This is a genomic window from Kitasatospora sp. Xyl93 (genome assembly GCF_055383135.1).
On record NZ_AP029185.1, the window covers coordinates 1,578,005 to 1,597,676 of the forward strand.

General features: G+C 75.2%; 19 protein-coding genes. 11 read left to right on the forward strand and 8 right to left on the reverse strand.

Annotated elements, in window-relative coordinates:
• Positions 1–6: 6 nt before the first annotated feature.
• Together ACZ5GH_RS06520 and ACZ5GH_RS06525 are read right to left on the reverse strand one after the other, a co-directional pair.
• A complete protein-coding gene (locus tag ACZ5GH_RS06520) occupies positions 7–1,428 on the reverse strand; it encodes a carotenoid oxygenase family protein (protein ID WP_464333693.1) in 1,422 nt (473 codons plus the stop codon).
• Positions 1,425–2,060 (reverse strand): TetR/AcrR family transcriptional regulator, encoded by a 636-nt coding sequence (locus ACZ5GH_RS06525; protein WP_387751015.1) that lies wholly within the window; start codon positions 2,058–2,060, stop codon positions 1,425–1,427. Before ACZ5GH_RS06525 ends, ACZ5GH_RS06520 begins: the two co-directional genes overlap by 4 nt.
• 187 nt (positions 2,061–2,247) lie before the next feature.
• Here ACZ5GH_RS06525 and ACZ5GH_RS06530 point away from each other — a divergent pair, with 187 nt between their 5' ends.
• The 10 genes from ACZ5GH_RS06530 (at position 2,248) to ACZ5GH_RS06575 (ending at position 10,414) form a co-directional block, all read left to right on the forward strand.
• Entirely contained in the window at positions 2,248–3,171 is a 924-nt protein-coding gene (locus tag ACZ5GH_RS06530) for an NAD-dependent epimerase/dehydratase family protein (RefSeq protein ID WP_464333694.1), read from the forward strand.
• A 383-nt stretch (positions 3,172–3,554) separates the two neighbouring features.
• Positions 3,555–3,884, forward strand: a complete 330-nt coding sequence (locus ACZ5GH_RS06535) for a hypothetical protein (RefSeq protein WP_387751009.1) — start codon at positions 3,555–3,557, stop codon at positions 3,882–3,884.
• Between the two features lie 32 nt (positions 3,885–3,916).
• Entirely contained in the window at positions 3,917–4,606 is a 690-nt protein-coding gene (locus tag ACZ5GH_RS06540) for an alpha/beta hydrolase (protein WP_387751006.1), read from the forward strand.
• 304 nt (positions 4,607–4,910) lie between these two features.
• Positions 4,911–6,107 carry a serine hydrolase domain-containing protein gene (locus ACZ5GH_RS06545; RefSeq protein WP_464333695.1) on the forward strand — a complete coding sequence of 399 codons (1,197 nt, stop codon included), beginning with the start codon at positions 4,911–4,913 and terminating at the stop codon, positions 6,105–6,107.
• 106 nt (positions 6,108–6,213) lie between these two features.
• On the forward strand, positions 6,214–7,143 hold the full coding sequence (locus ACZ5GH_RS06550) for an aminoglycoside phosphotransferase family protein (protein WP_464333696.1): 930 nt from the start codon (positions 6,214–6,216) through the stop codon (positions 7,141–7,143).
• A 162-nt stretch (positions 7,144–7,305) separates the two neighbouring features.
• The gene (locus ACZ5GH_RS06555) at positions 7,306–7,662 is read left to right on the forward strand and encodes a DUF6204 family protein (RefSeq protein ID WP_387750997.1); all 357 of its coding nucleotides are present in this window, start codon (positions 7,306–7,308) and stop codon (positions 7,660–7,662) included.
• Between the two features lie 75 nt (positions 7,663–7,737).
• Positions 7,738–8,274 carry a MarR family winged helix-turn-helix transcriptional regulator gene (locus ACZ5GH_RS06560; RefSeq protein WP_387750994.1) on the forward strand — a complete coding sequence of 179 codons (537 nt, stop codon included), beginning with the start codon at positions 7,738–7,740 and terminating at the stop codon, positions 8,272–8,274.
• 139 nt (positions 8,275–8,413) lie between these two features.
• Complete coding sequence (locus ACZ5GH_RS06565; RefSeq protein WP_464333697.1) at positions 8,414–8,803, forward strand: sulfurtransferase TusA family protein; 390 nt, start codon at positions 8,414–8,416, stop codon at positions 8,801–8,803.
• A gap of 82 nt (positions 8,804–8,885) precedes the next feature.
• Entirely contained in the window at positions 8,886–9,848 is a 963-nt protein-coding gene (locus tag ACZ5GH_RS06570) for a polysaccharide deacetylase family protein (protein WP_387750988.1), read from the forward strand.
• 41 nt (positions 9,849–9,889) lie between these two features.
• The gene (locus ACZ5GH_RS06575; protein ID WP_387750985.1) at positions 9,890–10,414 is read left to right on the forward strand and encodes a hypothetical protein; all 525 of its coding nucleotides are present in this window, start codon (positions 9,890–9,892) and stop codon (positions 10,412–10,414) included.
• Between the two features lie 59 nt (positions 10,415–10,473).
• Here ACZ5GH_RS06575 and ACZ5GH_RS06580 read toward each other — a convergent pair whose 3' ends face one another.
• From ACZ5GH_RS06580 to def, 4 genes are all read right to left on the reverse strand, one after another.
• On the reverse strand, positions 10,474–11,478 hold the full coding sequence (locus tag ACZ5GH_RS06580; protein WP_387750982.1) for a MerR family transcriptional regulator: 1,005 nt from the start codon (positions 11,476–11,478) through the stop codon (positions 10,474–10,476).
• Between the two features lie 574 nt (positions 11,479–12,052).
• The gene (locus tag ACZ5GH_RS06585; protein ID WP_464333698.1) at positions 12,053–13,498 is read right to left on the reverse strand and encodes an RsmB/NOP family class I SAM-dependent RNA methyltransferase; all 1,446 of its coding nucleotides are present in this window, start codon (positions 13,496–13,498) and stop codon (positions 12,053–12,055) included.
• A gap of 90 nt (positions 13,499–13,588) precedes the next feature.
• A complete protein-coding gene (gene fmt, locus ACZ5GH_RS06590) occupies positions 13,589–14,527 on the reverse strand; it encodes a methionyl-tRNA formyltransferase (RefSeq protein WP_387750976.1) in 939 nt (312 codons plus the stop codon).
• 42 nt (positions 14,528–14,569) lie between these two features.
• Positions 14,570–15,115: a peptide deformylase gene (gene def, locus ACZ5GH_RS06595; protein WP_387750973.1), complete on the reverse strand. Its 546-nt coding sequence runs from the start codon at positions 15,113–15,115 to the stop codon at positions 14,570–14,572.
• A 253-nt stretch (positions 15,116–15,368) separates the two neighbouring features.
• On the opposite strand from def, the gene ACZ5GH_RS06600 reads away from it, so the two are divergent.
• Entirely contained in the window at positions 15,369–16,061 is a 693-nt protein-coding gene (locus ACZ5GH_RS06600; protein ID WP_464333699.1) for a hypothetical protein, read from the forward strand.
• 116 nt (positions 16,062–16,177) lie between these two features.
• Here ACZ5GH_RS06600 and ACZ5GH_RS06605 read toward each other — a convergent pair whose 3' ends face one another.
• Both ACZ5GH_RS06605 and metK read right to left on the reverse strand, forming a co-directional pair.
• A complete protein-coding gene (locus ACZ5GH_RS06605; RefSeq protein ID WP_464333700.1) occupies positions 16,178–18,262 on the reverse strand; it encodes a primosomal protein N' in 2,085 nt (694 codons plus the stop codon).
• A gap of 92 nt (positions 18,263–18,354) precedes the next feature.
• The gene (gene metK, locus ACZ5GH_RS06610) at positions 18,355–19,563 is read right to left on the reverse strand and encodes a methionine adenosyltransferase (protein ID WP_387750966.1); all 1,209 of its coding nucleotides are present in this window, start codon (positions 19,561–19,563) and stop codon (positions 18,355–18,357) included.
• Positions 19,564–19,672 lie beyond the last annotated feature (109 nt).

Consider the following 19,672-nt stretch of genomic DNA (forward strand, 5'->3'; position numbering starts at 1 on the left):
CGCCCCCTACGGTCGACCCGGCTCCGCCCCCGGCACCCAGTTCCCGTGCAGGCCCAGCGGCACCCGCACCGGCAGGTGGATGCGGGCGACGGGCTCGCCGGTGAAGTCCTGGGCGGCGAGGATCACCAGGTCCGTCGCGCCCCGGGCCGGGTCGAGGACGTAGGCCATCAGGTACCCGTCGTCCTCCGCCGTCGGCGACTCGGCGGCGACGAACACCGCCTCGCCCACCGCCCCGTCCCGCCCGAACTCGTGGGCCTCGACGGTCCCCCGGTCCAGGTCGTGCTTGAGCAGGGCGTTGCTGAAGCCCTCGTCCGGGCGGTCGTCCCCGGGGCCGGCCGGCGGCGCGTAGAGCTCGACGGCGGCCGCGTAGCCGTAGCGGTGAGGGCGGCCGGTGCGGCGCGGATTGAGGCGCGGGAACTCCTGGACCCGGTCGTCCAGCCGCTCCTCCCGCACCGTCCCCGCCGCCAGGTCGATCGTCCAGCGGTCGAGCGTGGGCCGGCTCGCGCCGATGGCGCGCAGGTCCATGCCCGGCGGGTGCCGCACGACGTCGACCACCAGCGCATCCGCCGTCCGCTCGTACGCGTTGAGGGTGTGCCCGACCAGGTGCGGCGCGAGCTCGAACCACCGCACCGCGCCGCCCTCGCGCGGCATCACGCCGACCCGGGCGGTCCGCCGCTCGTCCCAGGTGAACGGCACCCCGGTGGCCAGGTGCGCCGCGCTGAACACCACCGGTGTGTCGTACAGCAGCACGAACCGCTCGGTGAGCGCGAAGTCGTGCATGTACGGGTTCCCGGGCACCTCGATCAGCGTGCTGCGCCTGACGTCCCCGGCGGCGTCCATCACGATGTGCTGCACGTGCTCGGAGCCGTACCGGAAGGCCAGCGAATGCAGCTCCCCGGTGTGCGGGTCGAGGATCGAGTGGGCGTTGGCGCTGTACCCCTCCGGCGTGGCGCCCAGCTCGCAGGGACCCACCGTGTCCAGCTCGTAGGTGAGTTCGTACGGGCGGATGCCGCCCTCGATCAGCGCGTAGGTGCGCCCGGCGAGGCCCGCGACCTGCACGTTCGGGGAGACGTCCAGCCGCTCGTCGACGGGCGTGCCGCGCCGGGGCTCGCCGAGCCGGTCGGCGACCGCGCCGGAGCGGACCCAGCGGTTGCGGTACCACTCGGCCCGCCCGTCCCTGATCCGGACGCCGTGGACCATGCCCGCGCCCAGCGTCCACAGGTGCGCGACCGGGTCCTCGATGCCCAGCGGATTGGGACCGTTGCGCAGGTAGCGGCCGTCCAGGTGGGCCGGTATCCGGCCGGTGACGGGCAGGTCGTAGGCGGTGACCTCTTCGGTCACCGGGGCGAAGTTGCCGGACAGGTAGCGGTTGCGGCCGGTGTCGCTGCCGCTGGTACTGCGGCTGCGGCTGGCGGTGTCACGGTTCATGGTGTCGACCTCTCGTCCGGTGATGGGGTGCCTGCGCCGAACGCCCTTCCCAGCGCGGCCATCAGCGCCTCGTAGCGCGCCCCGGCCTCGGCCGGCGCGAAGTGGCCGGCGAGCTCCAGGCTCACCGCGCCGTGGGTGGCCGCCCAGAACAGCTTGGAGACCTCCTGGGCGTCGCCGGGCCGGAAGGCTCCGGCCGCCATGCAGGCGTCCACGGCGGCCACCGAGGCGCCGAACGCGCCGTCCGCCACGGCCAACGCCTCGGCGCTGGGCCGGAACCCGGGCACCGGCTGCTCGAACATCACCCGGTAGTAGGCGGGTTCGGCGATCGCCCGCTCCCGGTAGGCCCGGCCGAGCTCGGTCAGGTACGCCAACGGGTCGGCACCGCGCGGGACCTGCTCCTGCGCTCGGCGCAGCCGCGCGAAGCCCTCCCGGTACAGCGCGTCGAGCAGGCCCTCCTTCCCGCCGAACATCGTGTACAGCACCTTCGTCGAGGAGCCGATCTCGGCGGCGATCCGGCGCACGGTCAGCGCGGCGGGGCCTTCGGCGACGAGGAGGGAGATGGCGCGGTCGAGGATCACGGCGCGTACGGCGTCCTGGCCGGTCCGCTGCGCGTCCTGGTAGGGCGTGCTCATGGGTAACAACGTAACCGATGGGAAACACTGTTACCAGCCCTTCGGGCGAGCCGCCTCCGAACCCGTGTCCCCGCGGCCGTGTCACGTTCCGGCGGCCCGCCCGGTCCCTGCTGGTGACGGCCTCGGGCCGGCCCGACCCGAAGGCCAGGACCACCCGAAGGACCCGAACGACTCGAAGGAGCGAGCGATGCGCGTACTGCTGGCAGGTGCGACCGGGGCGATCGGTGCCCCGTTGACCAGGGTGCTGACCGGCGCGGGCCACCAGGTCCTCGCCCTGGCCCGCTCCGAGCGATCGGAACGGGCCGTCCTGGCCGCGGGCTGCACGCCCGTACGGGCCGACGCGCTGGACCGCGATGGGCTGCTGCGCGCGGTGGACGGCCTGGCGGCGGACGCGGTGATCCACCAGCTCACCGCCCTCCGCGCGCCCTCCCGCAGGGTGGCCGCCGACAATCCGACCAACGTGCTGCGCGTCCGCGGCTCCGCCAACCTGCTGGCCGCCGCGCGGGTCCTGGGCGCCGCGCGCTTCCTCATCCAGTCCCTCGTCCTCGGCTACGGCTACCGCGACCACGGGGACCGGCCCGTCACCGAGGAGGACCCGTTCGGCGTGTACCGCACCGGCTCCCGGCCCACCTCCTCCGACCACGTCGTCACCGGCCTCGTCGAGGCCGAGCAGCGGGCCTTCGAGGCGCCGCACGTCGCCGGGATCGCCCTGCGCTACGGCCTGTTCCACGGGCCGGGCACCTGGTTCGACCCGACCCCCGGCGCCCGCCCGATGCCCGTGCCGCTGGGCGGCGGCGGGGTGCTGTCGTGGATCCACGTCGAGGACGCCGCCACCGCGACCCTGGCCGCGCTGGAGCACGGCCGGGGCGGCGAGGCCTACAACCTCGCGGGCGACCACCCGGCGAGCTTCGGTGAGCTGGCCACCGTCGCCCGCCGCGGCCGCCCGGCCCTCCGCCTCCCCGGCTGGGCCCTGCGCGCCGCCGTGCCGTACCTCGGCGAGCTGATGCTGGACACCACCCTGCGGGTCTCCAGCGCCAAGGCCGCCCGCGAACTGCACTGGACCCCGCGCCACCCCGACCCCCGCACCGCCCCGGCCGCCGCCCCGCACTGACCGCCGGGCACCTGGCGCGCCCGTCCGGAGCGGGGAGTCGGCCCGGCCGACTCCCCGCTCCGGGCACCCTTCCGACGCATCCCGCCCTCGCCGACGCGGTGCGTCCCGGGCGCGCACCGGCCCCGGGCGCTCGCGCGCCGATCGGCGCGCCGGCCGTCCGCCAGGTGCGCGCCAACCCTCCGCCACGGTCTGCCAGTTGGCGCGGGACCAAGGTTTGCCCCGGGCCGTCGGCGCACCCGATCTCCGCATCGTGCTGAGCCGACCGGGTCAACCTCTTCGCCGGACAGTACGCGTACGCCCGGTCGGCTCGTTCTGCTGTACATGCCTCCCCCGATCTCGACGCCGTTCCCGTCGCCCGCGCACGACACCGCAAGGAGGTTCCCGTGGCTGTGATCGGCCGCGCGACGGCCACCGTGGTCGCGCTGGGCATCCTGCTCGTCCCGGCGGCCGTCTCGGCGGGCACCGACCTGCCGCCCGAGCTCGGCGCGGGCTGGTGGGAGGTGTCGGCCAACGCCGCCAACGTCCGGGTCGACCACTTCGGCGAGGAGACCGTCATCGGCCTCGCCCGTTCGGGTGACCGGGTCGAGGTGGTGGACACCTGGACCTCGCCGCTCGGCGCCCGCTGGGCGAAGGTCATGGTGGAGCGCACCCGGGTGTCCGGCTGGGTCCTGTGGTCCTTACTGGCGCACCGCGACCCGTCGTCGGAACCGTAGAATCCGCCTGTACACATCAGGAGGGAATTCGCGTGTTCCGAGCGCAGCGTCCGCGCACCGCAGAGCTGACCCCGTGGCAGGGCGAGGGGCCGGTCAACGGCGTCGCCCTGCTGCTGCCGGGCGGATTCATCCGCAGCCGGCGCGCACCGCTGAAGGTCGCCGAGCTGGGCCTGCGGGACCTGGCCGCCGAGCTCACCGACCGCGGCCGCCCGCACGGCCTCGCGGTGCACCTGCTGCGCTACCGCCACGGCGGCTGGAACGGCGCCGACGCGGACACCGCCGTCGACACCCGCTGGGCGCTCGACGAGCTCGCCCGGCTGTACCCGGGCACGCCCGTCGTCCTGGTCGGCAACTCGCTGGGCGGGCGGGCCGCCTTCTGGTGCGCCGGGCACCCTTCGGTGGTCGGCGTGGCCGGGATCGCGCCCTGGCTGCCCAGCGGCGACCCGGTCGACCAGCTGGCGGGGCGGCGGGTGCTGATCGTGCACGGCACCGGGGACCACAGCTCGGCCAGTGCCACCCAGTCCCTGGAGTACGCGCTGCGCGCCCGGCGGGTCGTCCCGGACCTCGCGCGCTACGAGGCCCCGGGCGCCAACCACCTCCTGATCCGCGAGTCCCGCGACATCAGCGCGCTGACCACCGCCTTCACCCTGGCCGCCCTGGGCGCCGAACCCGCTCCCCTGGTGGCGGGGACGGTCTGCACCCGGCTCCCGGCGCGGGTGTAGCCGCCCCCCGCCGTCCGCACCTTCCGCTCCCCGGTCCTCCCCTGCCGATCGGCAGGGGAGGACCGACCGCATTTCCGTGGGGTTCCTGCCGATCGGCACATGCGCGAACAGGGTTCTGGCGATCAGTCTTGGAGTCACCGCGACGGCGGCCACCCGGGCCGCCGCGGAAGGGAGTCTCCGCCGTGTTCCGTGCCCAAGATCTCCGCCTGCGCACCGCGGCCGCGCAACTGAATGTCCGTCAGCCTCGTGTTCTCCAAGGCGGGCCTGCCCGCCCCACACCCGTCCCAGCAGCACCGGAGAGCACATGGCCGTCAGCAAGCCCACCACCCTCGCCCTCGGTCTCGCCGCCCTGCTCCTCGCGGCCGCGCCTCCCGCGCCCGCCCTCGGCCGGACCCCACCCGCCGGTCCCGATCCCGCCGCCCTCGACGCCGCGATCGCCGCCCGGTCGGGCGATCCGGCGGCGGGCGCGGTCGCCCGGGTGACGGTCGACGGCGTGGTCTGGCGCGGCAGCACCGGCGACCCGGTGAGCGGGCGGCCGGTGGCGCCGAACGCCGCCTTCCGGATCGGCAGCATCAACAAGACCTTCGTCGCCGCGGTGCTGCTCCAACTCGCCGCCGAGCAGCGGATCTCCCTGGACGGCACCGTCCAGCAGTACCTGCCCGGAACGCTCCCGGCGGGCTTCACGCTGCCGATCACCGTCCGTCAACTCCTCGACCACACCAGTGGACTGCCGCAGGCCGTCGAGGGCCCGCAGGGCGTGGACCGGGACGGCCTGATCGCCCAGCGGTTCGCGACGGAGACGCTCGACCAGGTCATCCAGCGGACGCTGCGTCCCCACCCGGAGGACGGTCTGCCCGAGGCCGTCCCGGCCTTCGACCCGGGCACCGCGCAGGAGTACAACAACTTCAACTACCGGCTGGCGGGCCGGATCATCGAGCAGGTGACCGGACACACGATCAGGGAGGAGGTGACGGCTCGCATCCTGAGGCCGCTCGGCCTGCGGCACACCGAGGTGACGGAGGGCAGGCCCTCGATGCCCGAACCCCACCTGGCCGGCTACTTCCCCGACAACGCCGGCACTCCGACGGACGTCTCCGAGCAGGGCGGCAACCCGGAGTCGATGGTGTCCACCCCGGCCGACCTGGACCGCTTCCTGAGCGCCCTGCTGGACGGCGAACTCCTGCCGCCCCGGCAACTGCAGGACCTGCTCACCCTGCCCCGGGACGCCTCCGGCCGGCTGCTGCCCGTCCGCGGGGCGGGCGAGTGCCGGTTCGGCCCGGACAAGGGGCTGGCCTGCTACAGCGCCGGGCTGATGGCCATCCCCCTGCGGGACGGCACGGTGGTCTGGGGCAAGACCGGGCACGACCTCGGGTACTCCGACGGCGTCTTCACCACCCCGGACCTGCGCAGGCGGCTGGTCTACTCCATCGGCACCGGCGACGGCGCCCCCGCACCGGCGCTCCGGCTCGCCGCCACGGCCTTCGGCCCCTTCGCCCCCTGAACCCGACCGCCCCGACGACCCGCACCGACGACCGCATCGACCCCGCGCCCCCGAGCACCCGCCGCCGAGCGCCCGCCCCGCTACCCGCCGCCCTGAAGGAACCCGCATGATCACCGTCCCCGACGCCCTCGCCCGCACCACCGTCGACCGCGAGGGAGCCCCCGGCTCCGCCTGGATCGCCGAACTCCCCGGCATCGCCGCCGGACTGCTGGACCGCTGGGGCTGCGTGCCGGACGGCGGGGCCACCCACGGCGGCATCGGTCTGATCCTTCCCGTCCGACAGGCGGCGGGGCGCGCGGCCGTACTGAAGGTCTCGTTCCCCCACCCGGGCAACGTGCACGAGCCGGACGCCTTCGCGGTGTGGGCGGGCCGGGGCGCCGTCCGGCTGTACGAACGGGACGACGAGCGCTTCGCGATGCTGCTCGAACGGGCGAGTCCGACCACGCTCGCGGAGGTCCGGGACAGCGACGAGGTGCTGACGGTCGCCGGGCGGCTCAGTCGCCGGCTCGCCGTCCCGGCGCCTCCGGGGCTGCCCCGGCTGAGCGACCAGGCGGCGGACTGGGAGGCCGGGCTGCGCAGCGACGCGGCGTCCCTGGCCCACCCCCTGTCGGCCCGCGCGGTGGGCGCCGCCCTCGCGACCGTCCGCGAGCTCGCCCGCACCCAGCCGGACGTGCTCGTCCACGGCGACCTCCACCCCCGCAACATCCTGCGGGCCGAGCGCGAACCCTGGCTGGCCGTGGACCCCAAGGGCTACGTGGGGGACCGAGCCTACGACGGCGGCACCCTGCTCAAGGCGCACGCCCTGGCCCTGCTCGGCGCGACGAACGTGCGCCGCGCCCTCCTCCGCGCGCTCGACGTCTTCACCGAGGCCGCCGAGCTGGACCGCGCACGCACCCGTCGCTGGGCCCAACTCCACGCAGTCCAGGCCGCCTTCTGGGGTCGACGGCACGGCTTCCGGCTCGCCCGAGGCGGCCCCGAGCTCGACCGGCTCACCCGGTACGCAGACGGGCTCGCCGAAGCGCTCACCCCCGCCTGACCGGCACACCCGACCGCCGACGAGCGCCGAGACACACCCGCCCCCTCGCGAAAGGAGCCCCACCCGACACCACCGCACTCGTACCAGCGCAGTCGCACCACCGCAGTCGCGACCTCGAAATCGTGTTGGCGGTCGGCGGCCCCTGCTGCCTATGGTCGGGGGATGACCACTCGAACCTTCCGCATCATGGTGCGCGGCGTCTTCGACGGCCTGACCGACGATCAGCGCGCCGACCTGCTCGCCGCCGCACCCGAGCACGACGTGCTGCACGCCGCCTTCACCCGCGAGGGCCACCTCAGCTACGACCTCTCCGCGCGCGCCGCCTTCACCTTCCGCTTCCTCGACGAGGGCGAGGCCGAGGAGGACATCCTGGAGGCCACCGAGCGGGCCGAGCAGTCGGCGCAGACCTGGCTCGCCCAACGCGGTTACGGCTACAAGAACCTCCGATCCCAGGCTGAGGACCTCTCCCAGGCGCCGCTCGGCAAGCGTCAGCGCCGCGCCGCCAACGCCACGCGCTGACCCGACCCCCTCCCCCTCCGCCACCTCCTTGACGGCTCCGCGTCGGGATATACTTGAGTAGTCAAGGAGGTGGCAATGACAGAACAGCCGACGCAGCCGGCACCCCCGACGCCGGAGGCGCAGGTCGAGCGGACCGGGAGCGCACCGACCGCCACGGGCCCGGGCCCCGACCCACTGGACACCGCCCTGCGGCTGGTCCGCGCCCAGACCGCCGTGGTCAAGCGCTTCGATGCGAGCCTCAGCGGCCTGCACGGCGTCAGCCTGGCCGACTTCACCATGCTGCTCCACCTCTCCCAGGCTCCCGGAGCCCGGATGCGCCGGGTCGACCTCGCCGAAGCGCTCGGACTCACCGCCTCCGGCGTCACCCGCGGCCTCGCGCCGCTGGAACGGATCGGCCTGGTCGCCCGCGAGGCGGCGGCCCGCGATGCCCGGGTCGCCTACGCCGCCCTCACCCCGACCGGCCGGGAGCGGCTCACCGAGATGCTGCACACCGCCCGACAGGTCGCCGCCGACCACTTCACGGCAGAGCGGTGGAGCACCGAGGACCTCGGGCTGCTGTCCACCCTCCTCGCCCGCCTCGGCGGCACCGCCCCCGGCCAGCGCCTCGGCTGATCCGCCGACCCAGCTCCCCACCCACACCCCCGCCACACCCGCCGCCCGATCCCACGTCCTAGGCTGATCCCGCACGACTGGCACCACACGCATCACCCGCACCACCGGCACCACGCACACCCCCGCGAAGGGCAGCACCATGACCGACACCCCCGAGGCCGTCTGCCCCGACACCGCCACGGCGGCGTCCCCCGACCTCACCATCGACGGCACCGGTCTGCTCTGCGTCCAGCTCCTGCTCAAGCTGCGCGCCCGGATCGCCCACCTCCCCGCCGGCGCGGTGGTCCACATCCACACCACCGACCCCGCCGCCCCGCTCGACCTCCCCGCGTGGTGCCACCTGACCGGCCACGCGTACCTCGGCCAGGTCCCGTACGAGGCGACCGACCGCGAGGTGTACGCGCTGCGCCTCACCTCCGCCCCGGTCCCGACCCGCCCCGACCGCCCCTGGCACCCGGCCCCCGCAGCCGACACCCACACCGGCACCGGCACCGGCACCGGCACCAGCACCAGCACCAGCACCGACTGACCACCCTTCACACCGCCCGCCAGGGACCCGCGCCCCGGAAATTCCCGCGCCCCCGCCCCCACCGTCGGGCCAGACTGCGTCCATGCCCGCAGCCGACGCCCCGCGCACGAGCCCGCCCACACGCCCGGCCCCACCCCCCACCGTCAACCACCTCCTCGGCCACCCGCCCGACGCCCGCCTCCTTCTCCTCAACTGCGACGACCTCGGCCTGGACGAGTCCGTCAACCTCGCCGTGATCGACGCCGTCCGGAACGGCGTCGCCGCCTCCTGCAGCCTGATGACGCCCTGCGCCGCCGCGCCGCACGCGCTCCGGTTGCTGCGCCGGCACCCGGAGGTCCCGTTCGGCGTCCACCTCACGCTGGTCTGCGAGTCCGCCGACCGCCGCTGGGGCCCGCTCACCGCCCGCGACCGGGTGTCCTCCCTCCTCGACGCCTCCGGCGACCTCTACGCCCCCACCCCGGCCGGACGCGCCGAGCTGCTCGCCCGGGCCCGACTCGACGAGGTCGAGCGCGAGTTCCGCGCCCAGATCGACGCGGTGGCGGCGGCCGGCCTCGCCCCGACCCACCTCGACTTCCACTGCCTGGCCGACGGCGGCCGCGAGGACATCCTCGACCTCACCTTCGCCCTCGGCGCCGAGTACGGCCTGGCGGTCCGGGTCTGGCTGCCGCCCGCGCTGGCCCGGATGCGCGAGCGCGGCCTGCCGGTGGTGGACCACGGCTTCCTCGACAGCTTCTCCGTCCCCCTGGACGGCAAGCCCGCCCACTACGCCCGCCTGCTCGCCGCCCTCCCACCGGGCCTCACCGAGTGGGCGCTGCACCCCGCCCTGTCCGGCCCGAGCGCCGGCGACCCGAACACCAGCGACCCGGACGACGGCTGGCGCGTCCGGTACACCGACCACGCGTTCCTCGTCTCCGCCGAGGCCCGTCGGCTGCTCACCGAGCACGGCATCACCGTGCTCGGCTACCGCACGCTCCAGGAGGCCTGGGAACGGGCCCGAGGACGGCTCACGGCCGACGCTCCCGGCCCGCCCGGTGTGCCACGATGAGGAGCTACGAACACCCCAGCGCCACACGGAGGTTGACCACCGTGAACCCGATCATCAGCTGCCGTTGGCAGGACCGGACCGGCGAGTGGGCCCTGACCGTCGGCCACAGCGGCGACGACTGGGAACTGCTCGCCTCGACCCCGTACTGGTCGGAGTCGATCCCCTTCGCGAACCCGGAGGAGGTCCGCCGACTCGCCCAGGCCCTGCTGGACCTGCCCGCTGAGCCCGAGCCGTACGAGTTCGAATGGCAGCTCTCCCGATCCCGACCGACCCGATCAGCCGGCTCAGCCGGACCGACCGGCTCGCCCGGCTCGCTCTCGGCGGGGACCGAGGCGGCCGACCCGACCCCTGACGGGAGCGAGCCCCAGCCGCACTTCGCGACCTTCGCCGTCGGACTCGACCCCACCGACGACCACCGCCCGTACCTCGCCTACCAGTCCTACTACGACCTGGGCCGGGCGACCGGACTCGGCCTGGAGGTGATCTGCGAGGACCCGCCGGTCGACCACCTCCGCGCCCAGGCCCACGCCTTCCTCACCACCTTCCCCGGCTCCGCCCGCCGGTAGCCACGCGGTCCCGGCCCCCTCACCAGTCCCCCGGCCCCGCACCGACCCGGCGCACCGGCTCACGCCACGGCGCGCACCGCCCAGTCCACCTCCGTCGCCCAACTCTCCGGCGCCGGCCAACCGTTGACCACCGCCAGCAGCTCCAGGTACCGCTCCCGCCGCGGATCGGCCATCGCCCCCAGCCGCTCCGCCAGCCGGTCCCGCACGGCCCCGGCATCCGCCGGCACCGCCCCCGCGCACCACCGCCCGTACCGCTCCACCAGCGCCGCGACGACGGCCGCCCCCTCCGGCGACCCCGGCTCCACCCCGGCCGCGACCGCCGGTCCGGCCAACTCCCGCACCGCCACCGCCAGTCCGGGCCTCGGCAGACCGACCCCGGCCTCCGGCTCCGCACCCACCGCCCCGACGCCCACCGCCCCGACGCCCGCCGCCCTGACGCCCGCCGCCTCCACGCCCGCGGCCTCCGCCGCCTCCGCCTCCACGAGCCCGCGCAACAGCGCCCGGAACCCGGCGTCCCCCGCCAACCGCGCCAACTCCACCCAGGCCTCGACCTGTTCGGCCGACGGTTCCTCCGGCAGCTCCGGCGTCAACGAGCGCGCCGCGGCGGCGAACCGCCCGCCACCGGCGATCCCGTCGAACACCCCCGTCAGGAACTCCCCGATCAGGCGCCCCCGTTCGTCCTCCGTGAGCCGGGCCAACTGGTGCACGAGCGTCAACTCCTCAGGCGTCGAACCGAGCCTGGCCACCATCCCGAGCACCGCCCGCCGCAGCCGCAGCACCCGGATCTGGACGTCGATCGCCTCCGCCTGCGCGGCGGCGACGTCGGCCGGCGTCAGCTCGCGCTCCACCACCCGCCGGATCGCGGGCAGTCCGAGCCCGAGCTCGCGCAGGGTGCGGACCAGTTCCAGGCGCGCGACGGCGTCGGCGCCGTACCGCCGGTGGCCGGCCGGGTTGCGGTCGGCCGGCGGCACGATCCCCTGGTCCGAGTAGAAGCGGACGGTCTTGACCGTCAGCCCCGTCCGCCGGGCCAGCTCACCGATGGTGTACGTCGTGTCGCCGTTCATGGCCACCACCCTGCTACCTCCCCCCACGGGAGATGCAAGCACCGTTCGCGACCGGCTCACCGCTGGGGCCCGCGCCGTCGGCACTCCCCCCGCTCGGACCGCCGCGGCGTCCGCCAGGCGGCGAACAGGACGCCCGCCCCACCGATGACCGCCTGCGGCACCCCGTACCGGTCGGCAGACAGACAGACAGACAGCCCAGGGTGCACACCGCCGGGATCGCCATCAGGGCGATCAGATCGAGCCGGACGCCGTCCCCCTCGGCCCGGTGGGACCGGGGTTCCGCCGCGGCACTCCGCGAACCGGCGGGTTCGTCCGGCGATCGTCGAATCCCCGATGACACTGCTCATCTCCCCCGGTCGGGAGGGGCAGCCGCCCGGGGTCGCACCTCGCGCAAACGGAACAGCCGCGTCGCGCCGCATGTCTCGTGGGGTCGCTTCCCCGGCGCCCCGCCGCTCCGGACACCCCACCGCCCCGGACACCGCACCGCCCCGACCTCCCCACCGCTCCGGCCTCCCCACCGAGGTGACACCCCGGCGGGGAGCCGGCGGAACCCGACGGGCCCGCCCGCCGCGGATCAGGCGGTACGCCGCAGCAGCGCCAGATACATCGCGTCCGTCCCGTGCAGGTGCGGCCAGAGCTGCACGTCCGGCCCGTCCCCGAGCGCCGGGACGCCCGGCAGCAGCGGGCGGGCGTCGATCCACTCGACTCGGCCGCCCTCGCCGCGCAGCACGTCGTCCACCACCGCGCGGGTCTCCGCGAGGTGCGGCGAGCAGGTCGCGTAGCCGACCACCCCGCCGACCCGGGTGGCCTCGATCGCCGAGCGCAGCAGGTCCCGCTGGAGCGGGCCGAAGGCCGCCACGTCGGCCGGCCGGCGCCGCCAGCGCGCCTCCGGGCGGCGGCGCAGCGCGCCGAGGCCGGAGCACGGCACGTCGACCAGCACCCGGTCGAAGCCGCCGGAGCGCCAGGCCGGGCGCGTCCCGTCGGCCGCGATCACGGTGTACGGGCCGGGGTTGCCCGTCAGGGCCCGCGCCACCAGCCGGGCCCGGTGCGGCTGCTTCTCGCTCGCGACCAGCGCCGCGCCCCGCTCGGCGGCCAGCGCGCCGAGCAGCGCGGCCTTGCCGCCGGGGCCGGCGCAGCCGTCCAGCCAGAGCCGGTCCGGCCCGTCCAGCGGCGCCGAGGCCAGCGCCAGCGCGACCAGCTGGCTGCCCTCGTCCTGCACGCCCGCGCGGTTCTCCTGCACCGCCGCGACCGAGCCCGGGTCGCCGCCCTCGGCGAGCCGCAGCGCGAACGGGGACCAGCGGCCCGGCTGGGCCTCCGGCAGCGCGTCGGCCAGCTCGCCGACGGTGGCCCGGCCGGGCCGGGCGACCAGGGTCACCTCGGGCCGCTCGTTGTCGGCCCGCAGCAGTTCCTCCACCGCGGTGCGCCCGGAGGCGTCCGGCTGCCAGCGGCCGAGCGAGTCCCAGAGCGCGGAGACCACCCAGCGCGGGTGCGAGTGCACGACCGCCAGGTGGTCCTCGGCGTCCTGGTCGTACGGCGGGGCGACCTGCTCGATCCAGGCGTCCAGGTCATGGGCGCTGATCCGGCGCAGTACGGCGTTGACGAACTTGGCCTTGCCGTCGCCGAGCACCACCCGGGCCAGTTCGACGGTCGCCGAGACGGCCGCGTGGCTGGGGATGCGGGTGGTGAGCAGCTGGTGGGCGCCGAGCGAGAGCACGTCCAGCACCGGCGGGTCGACCTTGCCGAGCGGCCGGTCGATGCAGGCGGCGACGATCGCGTCGTAGGTGCCCTGCAGGCGCAGGGTGCCGTAGACCAGCTCGGTGGCGAGGGCGGCGTCGCGCCGGTCCATGCCCTTCTGCTCGGCCTCGCGGAGCAGCGAGGGCAGGATCAGGTTGGCGTACGCGTCGCGCTCGTCGACGGCGCGCAGCGCGCGGAACGCGACGATCCGGGCCGGGTCCTTCTTCGGACGGCGGTGCGGGCGGGGAGCGCGCTTGGCGCCGGGGTTACTGCCGGGGGTGGTCACAGGTGCCTCAAGGTGCTGCGGTGGTTATCGACGAACGGCTATCAACGAACACTGACGATCTCGAACGAACAGTAGCGCCAAACCGGAGCGTCAGCCTCCGAGGCGCTCCCCCGCCTCCAGCCGCGCGCCCCGCGCCCAGTCGGCGGCCCGCATCTCCTTCTTCCCCTGCGGACGCACCTCCCCCAGCTCGACGTCGTGGCTGCCGGTGCCGACCCGGACACTGTTCTTGCCCACCATCGCGACCTCGCCCGGCGCCAGCTCGGCGGAGTCCGGCAGCAGCTTCACCGGCCCGGTGACCTTCAGCCGCTCGCCCCGGAACTCCGTCCAGGCCCCCGGGGCCGGCGCGCAGCCGCGCACCACCCGGTCGACCCGCAGCGCGGGGTGGTTCCAGTCGATCCGCGCGTCCTCGACGGAGATCTTCGGGGCGAGCGTGACGCCCTCGGCCGGCTGCGGCACGGCGTGCAGCGAGCCGTCCTCGATGCCGTCCATGGTGGCCGCGAGCAGCCGGGCCCCGGAGAGCGAGAGCCGGGTGAGCAGCTCGCCGCTGGTGTCGGTCGGGCGGATCTCCTCGGTGATCACGCCGTAGACCGGGCCGGAGTCCAGGCCCTGCTCGATCAGGAAGGTGGACGCGCCGGTGACCTCGTCGCCGGCCAGCACCGCGTGCTGGACCGGGGCCGCGCCGCGCCAGGCGGGCAGCAGCGAGAAGTGCAGGTTGACCCAGCCGCGCTCGGGGATCTCCAGGGTGCCGGGGCGCAGCAGGGCGCCGTAGGCGACCACCGGGCAGCAGTCGGGGGCGAGTTCGGTGAGGCGGGCGACGAAGTCCGGGTCGCTGGGCTTCACCGGCTTGAGGACCTCGATCCCGGCCTCCTCGGCGCGCTGGGCGACGGGGCTGGCGACCAGCTTGCGCCCGCGCCCGGCCGGAGCGTCGGGGCGGGTGACCACCGCGACGACCTCGTGCCGGTCCGAGGCGAGCAGGGCCTCCAGGGCGGGAACGGCGACCTCGGGGGTGCCGGCGAAGACGAGACGCATCAAGTGCCTTTCTACAAGCGGAATTCAGGAAACCAGCGGAAGTCAGCGGGCGGAGCCGAAGGTGCTGTGCGGCGAGACCTTGACCACCGGGGCCGGCCCGCCGCCCCAGTCCGCCTCCCGGATCGCCTTCAGCGCGGCCTTGCGCTGCTCGCGGTCGAGCCGGTCGATGAAGACGATGCCGTCCAGGTGGTCGGTCTCGTGCTGGATGCACCGGGCGAGCAGCTGGGTGCCCTCCAGGGTCACCGGATCGCCGTACATGTTGAAGCCCTTGGCCACCACGCCGTACGCGCGCCTGGTGTCGTAGCGCAGACCGGGCAGCGACAGGCAGCCCTCGGGGCCGTCCTGCTCCTCCTCGCTCAGCGACAGGTCCGGGTTGATCAGGTGCCCGGTGACACCGTCCACGTGGTACGTGAACACCCGCAGGGACACCCCGAGTTGGGGCGCGGCGAGGCCTGCGCCAGGGGCGTCCAGCATGGTGTCGGTGAGGTCGGCGACCAGCTTGCGCAGTTCCTTGTCGAAGGTGGTCACCGGCTTGGCGGTGGACCGCAGGACGGGGTCTCCGAAGAGACGGATCGGCTGGATCGCCACGGGGTACGGGCTCCTGTCCGTAGGGGCGCGGGCTGCGGTCGGCCGCTGGTTCACCCGCCAGTCTATGCAACCCGCGCGGCCGCCCGCCGAGGGCTTCCCGGGGCCCGGATCCGCGGCCGGTACGGCCCGACTGTGCCGAGCCGCGTTACCCCGGCCCCCGCTTCGGCGTTGGTCAAGAGAGATTGACCGGGGCCGGGCGCACGGGACACCGCGCCCGGCCGAGCTGAACCGTACGGAAGGTGGCACGTAGGCCATGGCCGAGCAGATCAACCACGACGCCCGGGCGCGGGCGAGCCTGCACCTGCTGGTGCGGGACATCGAGCGGGTGAGGCGGCAGGTCGACGCGCTGCGGACGCTCACCGCTCAACTGGGCAACGTCTACCGTCCGCGCCGACCGAGCACCTCGGCCGGCTTCGTGGTGTACGGGCGGGCGCCGGCGCCGACCGTGCGCCTGGCGCAGGAGCTGCGGGAGAGCGTGGAGACGCTGGTGGCGGCGGCGGTCGAGTTCGACCGGGCGCTGGGCTTCTCCTGGGACTCGGTGGGCTCCGCCCTCGGGGTCACCAAGCAGGCGGTGCACCGGCGCTACGGCATGCGTCGCCCGACCAGCGAGCTCCTCGCCGCGAGCGGCGCCGTCCCGGGCCAGAGCCGCCCGGACCGCTCCGAGGAGCTGCCCACCGGCGCCGAGCGCACCGGTCTGGCCACGACCGTCCCGGCGGCCCGCCAGGGCGGCCTGGACCGCAGCGCCCTGGAGCGCACCACGATCGACCGCACCGCCCTGGAGCGCACCCCCCTGGAGCGCACCACGATCGACCGCACCCCGCTGGACCGCACCACGATCGACCGCACCCCGCTGGACCGCACGACGATCGACCACGCCACGACCGACCGCGCCACGACCGCCGACCGCCCCCAGGCGGACCGAACCGGCATCCCGCTGCGCGGCTGACCGAACCGCCGCAGCCGGGCCGTCCGGGGCGGGGTGGCCCACTCACCCCGCCCCACCGGCCCCGGCCCCGGCCGTCCTCGCCCCGGCCCGCCCGTGCCCCGGGCCCAACAGCCCCCTCAGCCGATGTCCGTCGGATCCACCCGCACCCGCACCGCCTCCGCCGTCCGCAGCGCGATCCGCGCGATCTGCGCCGCCTTGAGCGCCGCCGCCAGCGCGGCCCCCTGCCCGGGCGCCACCCGCAGCAGCGCGCGCTCCTGCTCCTCCCCCCGCAGCGCCGGCACCGGCACCGGGCCGAGCACGTCCGCCCCCTCCGGCAGCCGGATCAGGTTCAGCAGGTCCGCGACCGCCGCCGGGCTCCCGCTCACCGAGGCCATCCGGGACACCGGCGGGAAGTGCAGCTGCGCCCGTTCGTCCCGCTCCATCCCGGCGTGCCCCAGCGGGTCCCAGCGCACCAGCGCCTGCACCGGCCGGGCCGAGGGCTCGGCGACCACGACCACCGTCCCGCCCTCCGTCGAGGGCCGCACCAGCGCGGCCGCCGCGAGCCAGAGCCGCAGCGCCTCCTCCCCCGCCCGCAGGTCGGGCCGGCTGAGCAGCGCCCAGCCGTCCAGCAGCAGCGCGGCCCCGTACCCGCCGCCGCCCTCGACCACCGGCTCCGCGCCGGGTGTGGAGATCACCAGGGAGGGCTCGTCCGGCACTGTGGTGAGCACCGCATCCCGGCCCGAGGTCCGCACCGGGATGCGCGGGAACGCCTTGCCCAGCTCCTCCGCCGTCCGCCGGGCCCCGACCACCTGCGCCCGCAGCCGGAAGGACCCGCACTCGGGGCAGTGCCAGTCGTTCTCCGGCTCCCCGCACCAGCCGCAGCACAGCGAGGCGTCCGCCGAGGGCGCCTCCAGTGGCCCCTCGCAGCGCCGGCAGCGGGCGGGGGTGCGGCAGCGCCCGCAGGCCAGCCGGGGCACGTAGCCGCGCCGGGGCACCTGGATGAGCACCGGGTGCCCGGCGGCCAGCGCCTCCCGGGCGGCCTCCCAGGCCACCGAGGGCAGCCGGGCGGCCTGGGCGGCGGCGTCCCGGTGCTGGTCCTGGTCGGTGACGGTCCGCACCCTGGGCGCGACCTGCCGCACCGTCTCGCGGTCCGCGACCAGCGGGCGCGCCCAGCCGGTGCTGACCAGCTGCGCGCCCTCCACCGTCACCGCGTGCCCGCCGAGCAGCACCGCCGCGCCCTCCTCGGCGGCGCGCAGCAGCGCCACCTCGCGCACGTGCGGGTGCGGGGCGCGCGGGTCGCTGTGGCTGCCGTCCCCGTCCGACCAGACGACGACCAGCCCGAGGTCCCGGACCGGCGCGAACATGGTGGCCCTCGTCCCGACCACGGCGTGCACCGAGCCCCGGCTCACCGCGAGCCAGCGCCGGTAGCGCTCGCGCGGGCCGAGGTCGGCCTCCAGCGCCACGTGCATCCCGGCGCCGAGCAGTTCGGTCAGCGCCTGGTCGACCCGGGCCACCGAGCGCCCCTCCGGGAGCACGACCAGCGCCCCGCGCCCGCTCGCCAGCGTCGCGGCCACCGCCCGCGCGATCTCGTACGGCCAGCCGGGCCCGGGCAGCGCCGACCAGACGGCGCGCGGCGAGCCGCCCGCGGCGAGCGAGGCGAGGAAGTCGGGCCCGGCCGGGTAGCGCTGCCAGCCGCCGGGGGCCGGGGCGGCCGGGCGCGGCAGCGGCGGCGGGGAGGGTTCGGCCTCGGCCTTGGCGTGCCGGGGCGGGATCGCCAGTTGGAGCACGTCGGCCAGCGTCCCGGCGTACCGGTCGGCGACGGTCCGGCACAGCCGCAGCAGCTGCGGGGTGAGCACCGGTTCGGGCGAGAGCACCTGGGCCAGCGGGGCGAGCGGGCCGGCGAAGTCGCTCTTCTCCAGCCGGGCGACGATGAACCCGTCGTGCAGTTCCCCGCCCTCGCGCTGGCCCTTGACCACCCGCGCCCCGAACCGCACCCGGACCCGGACGCCGGGCTGGGCCTCCTCGGCCATGTCGGCCGGCACCTCGTAGTCGAAGAACTTGTCGATGGTGAGCACGCCCTTGTCCACCACGACCCGGGCCACCGGCAGGTGCTCGGCCCGCTTGGCCCCGCGCCAGGTGCGCGGCTTGGCCCGCTTGACCGTCTCCCGGATGAACGCCAGCTGCTCCGGCTCGGCGGCCCCGTTCTCCCCTGTGCTGCTCATCGCCACCAAGTACTACCAGGTCACACCGACAATGCACGAAGCGGCGCCCGCCCCCGTACGGAGGCGGGCGCCGCTCGGGGCGCTCCGGGACGTCAGTCCTGGACGGCGGCCTTCAGCTGCTCGACCCGGTCGGTGCGCTCCCAGGTGAAGTCCGGCAGCTCACGGCCGAAGTGGCCGTACGCGGCGGTCTGGGAGTAGATCGGGCGCAGCAGGTCCAGGTCGCGGATGATCGCGGCCGGACGCAGGTCGAAGACCTCGGAGACGGCCTTCTGGATGCTGAGGACCGGCACGGTCTCGGTGCCGAAGGTCTCCACGAACAGGCCGACCGGCTCGGCCTTGCCGATCGCGTACGCGACCTGCACCTCGGCGCGGCGGGCGAGGCCGGCGGCGACGATGTTCTTCGCCACCCAGCGCATCGCGTACGCGGCCGAGCGGTCCACCTTGGACGGGTCCTTGCCGGAGAAGGCGCCGCCGCCGTGGCGGGCCATGCCGCCGTAGGTGTCGATGATGATCTTGCGGCCGGTGAGGCCGGCGTCGCCCATCGGGCCGCCGATCTCGAAGCGGCCGGTCGGGTTGACCAGCAGGCGGTAGCCCTCGGTGGTCAGCTTGATGCCCTGCTCGGCCAGCGCCTTCAGCTCCGGCTCGACCACGAACTCGCGGATGTCCGGGGTGAGCAGCGACTCCAGGTCGATGTCGCTGGCGTGCTGGGTGGAGACGACCACGGTGTCGAGGCGGACGGCCTTGTCGCCGTCGTACTCGATGGTGACCTGGGTCTTGCCGTCGGGGCGCAGGTACGGGATGGTCCCGTTCTTGCGCACCTCGGTCAGGCGGCGGGAGAGGCGGTGCGCCAGGGTGATCGGCAGCGGCATGAGCTCGGGCGTCTCGTCGGACGCGTAGCCGAACATCAGGCCCTGGTCACCGGCGCCCTGCTTGTCCAGGTCGTCCTCGTCGCCCTCGACACGGGCCTCGTACGCGGTGTCGACACCCTGCGCGATGTCGGGCGACTGGGCCCCGATGGACACCGAGACGCCGCAGGAGGCGCCGTCGAAGCCCTTCTTGGAGCTGTCGTACCCGATCTCCAGGATCTTGTCCCGGACGAGCTGGGCGATCGGCGCGTACGCCTTGGTGGTCACCTCGCCGGCCACGTGCACCTGGCCGGTGGTGATGAGCGTCTCCACGGCGACCCGGGACGTCGGGTCCTCCCGCAGGAGAGCGTCAAGGATGGTGTCGCTGATCTGGTCAGCGATCTTGTCGGGGTGTCCCTCGGTGACGGACTCCGAGGTGAACAGGCGGCGAGACACAGCGCTCCCTGGGGTTGCAGCGGCTGCTGACTGAAGTGCCCCGGGGGAACCGGGGAACTCCGGAAAGACTTGATTCCTGGAGTCTAACGGTCTGGTTCCACCGAACGTC

Excerpts from the sequence above, each read along its gene's own strand:
- ACZ5GH_RS06520 (WP_464333693.1), bottom strand. The coding sequence starts at position 1,428 with ATGAACCGTGACACCGCCAGCCGCAGCCGCAGTACCAGCGGCAGCGAC.
- ACZ5GH_RS06525 (WP_387751015.1), bottom strand. The coding sequence starts at position 2,060 with ATGAGCACGCCCTACCAGGACGCGCAGCGGACCGGCCAGGACGCCGTA.
- ACZ5GH_RS06530 (WP_464333694.1), top strand. The coding sequence starts at position 2,248 with ATGCGCGTACTGCTGGCAGGTGCGACCGGGGCGATCGGTGCCCCGTTG.
- ACZ5GH_RS06545 (WP_464333695.1), top strand. The coding sequence starts at position 4,911 with ATGGCCGTCAGCAAGCCCACCACCCTCGCCCTCGGTCTCGCCGCCCTG.
- ACZ5GH_RS06550 (WP_464333696.1), top strand. The coding sequence starts at position 6,214 with ATGATCACCGTCCCCGACGCCCTCGCCCGCACCACCGTCGACCGCGAG.
- ACZ5GH_RS06555 (WP_387750997.1), top strand. The coding sequence starts at position 7,306 with ATGACCACTCGAACCTTCCGCATCATGGTGCGCGGCGTCTTCGACGGC.
- ACZ5GH_RS06560 (WP_387750994.1), top strand. The coding sequence starts at position 7,738 with ATGACAGAACAGCCGACGCAGCCGGCACCCCCGACGCCGGAGGCGCAG.
- ACZ5GH_RS06565 (WP_464333697.1), top strand. The coding sequence starts at position 8,414 with ATGACCGACACCCCCGAGGCCGTCTGCCCCGACACCGCCACGGCGGCG.
- ACZ5GH_RS06570 (WP_387750988.1), top strand. The coding sequence starts at position 8,886 with ATGCCCGCAGCCGACGCCCCGCGCACGAGCCCGCCCACACGCCCGGCC.
- ACZ5GH_RS06580 (WP_387750982.1), bottom strand. The coding sequence starts at position 11,478 with ATGAACGGCGACACGACGTACACCATCGGTGAGCTGGCCCGGCGGACG.
- fmt (WP_387750976.1), bottom strand. The coding sequence starts at position 14,527 with ATGCGTCTCGTCTTCGCCGGCACCCCCGAGGTCGCCGTTCCCGCCCTG.
- ACZ5GH_RS06600 (WP_464333699.1), top strand. The coding sequence starts at position 15,369 with ATGGCCGAGCAGATCAACCACGACGCCCGGGCGCGGGCGAGCCTGCAC.
- ACZ5GH_RS06605 (WP_464333700.1), bottom strand. The coding sequence starts at position 18,262 with ATGAGCAGCACAGGGGAGAACGGGGCCGCCGAGCCGGAGCAGCTGGCG.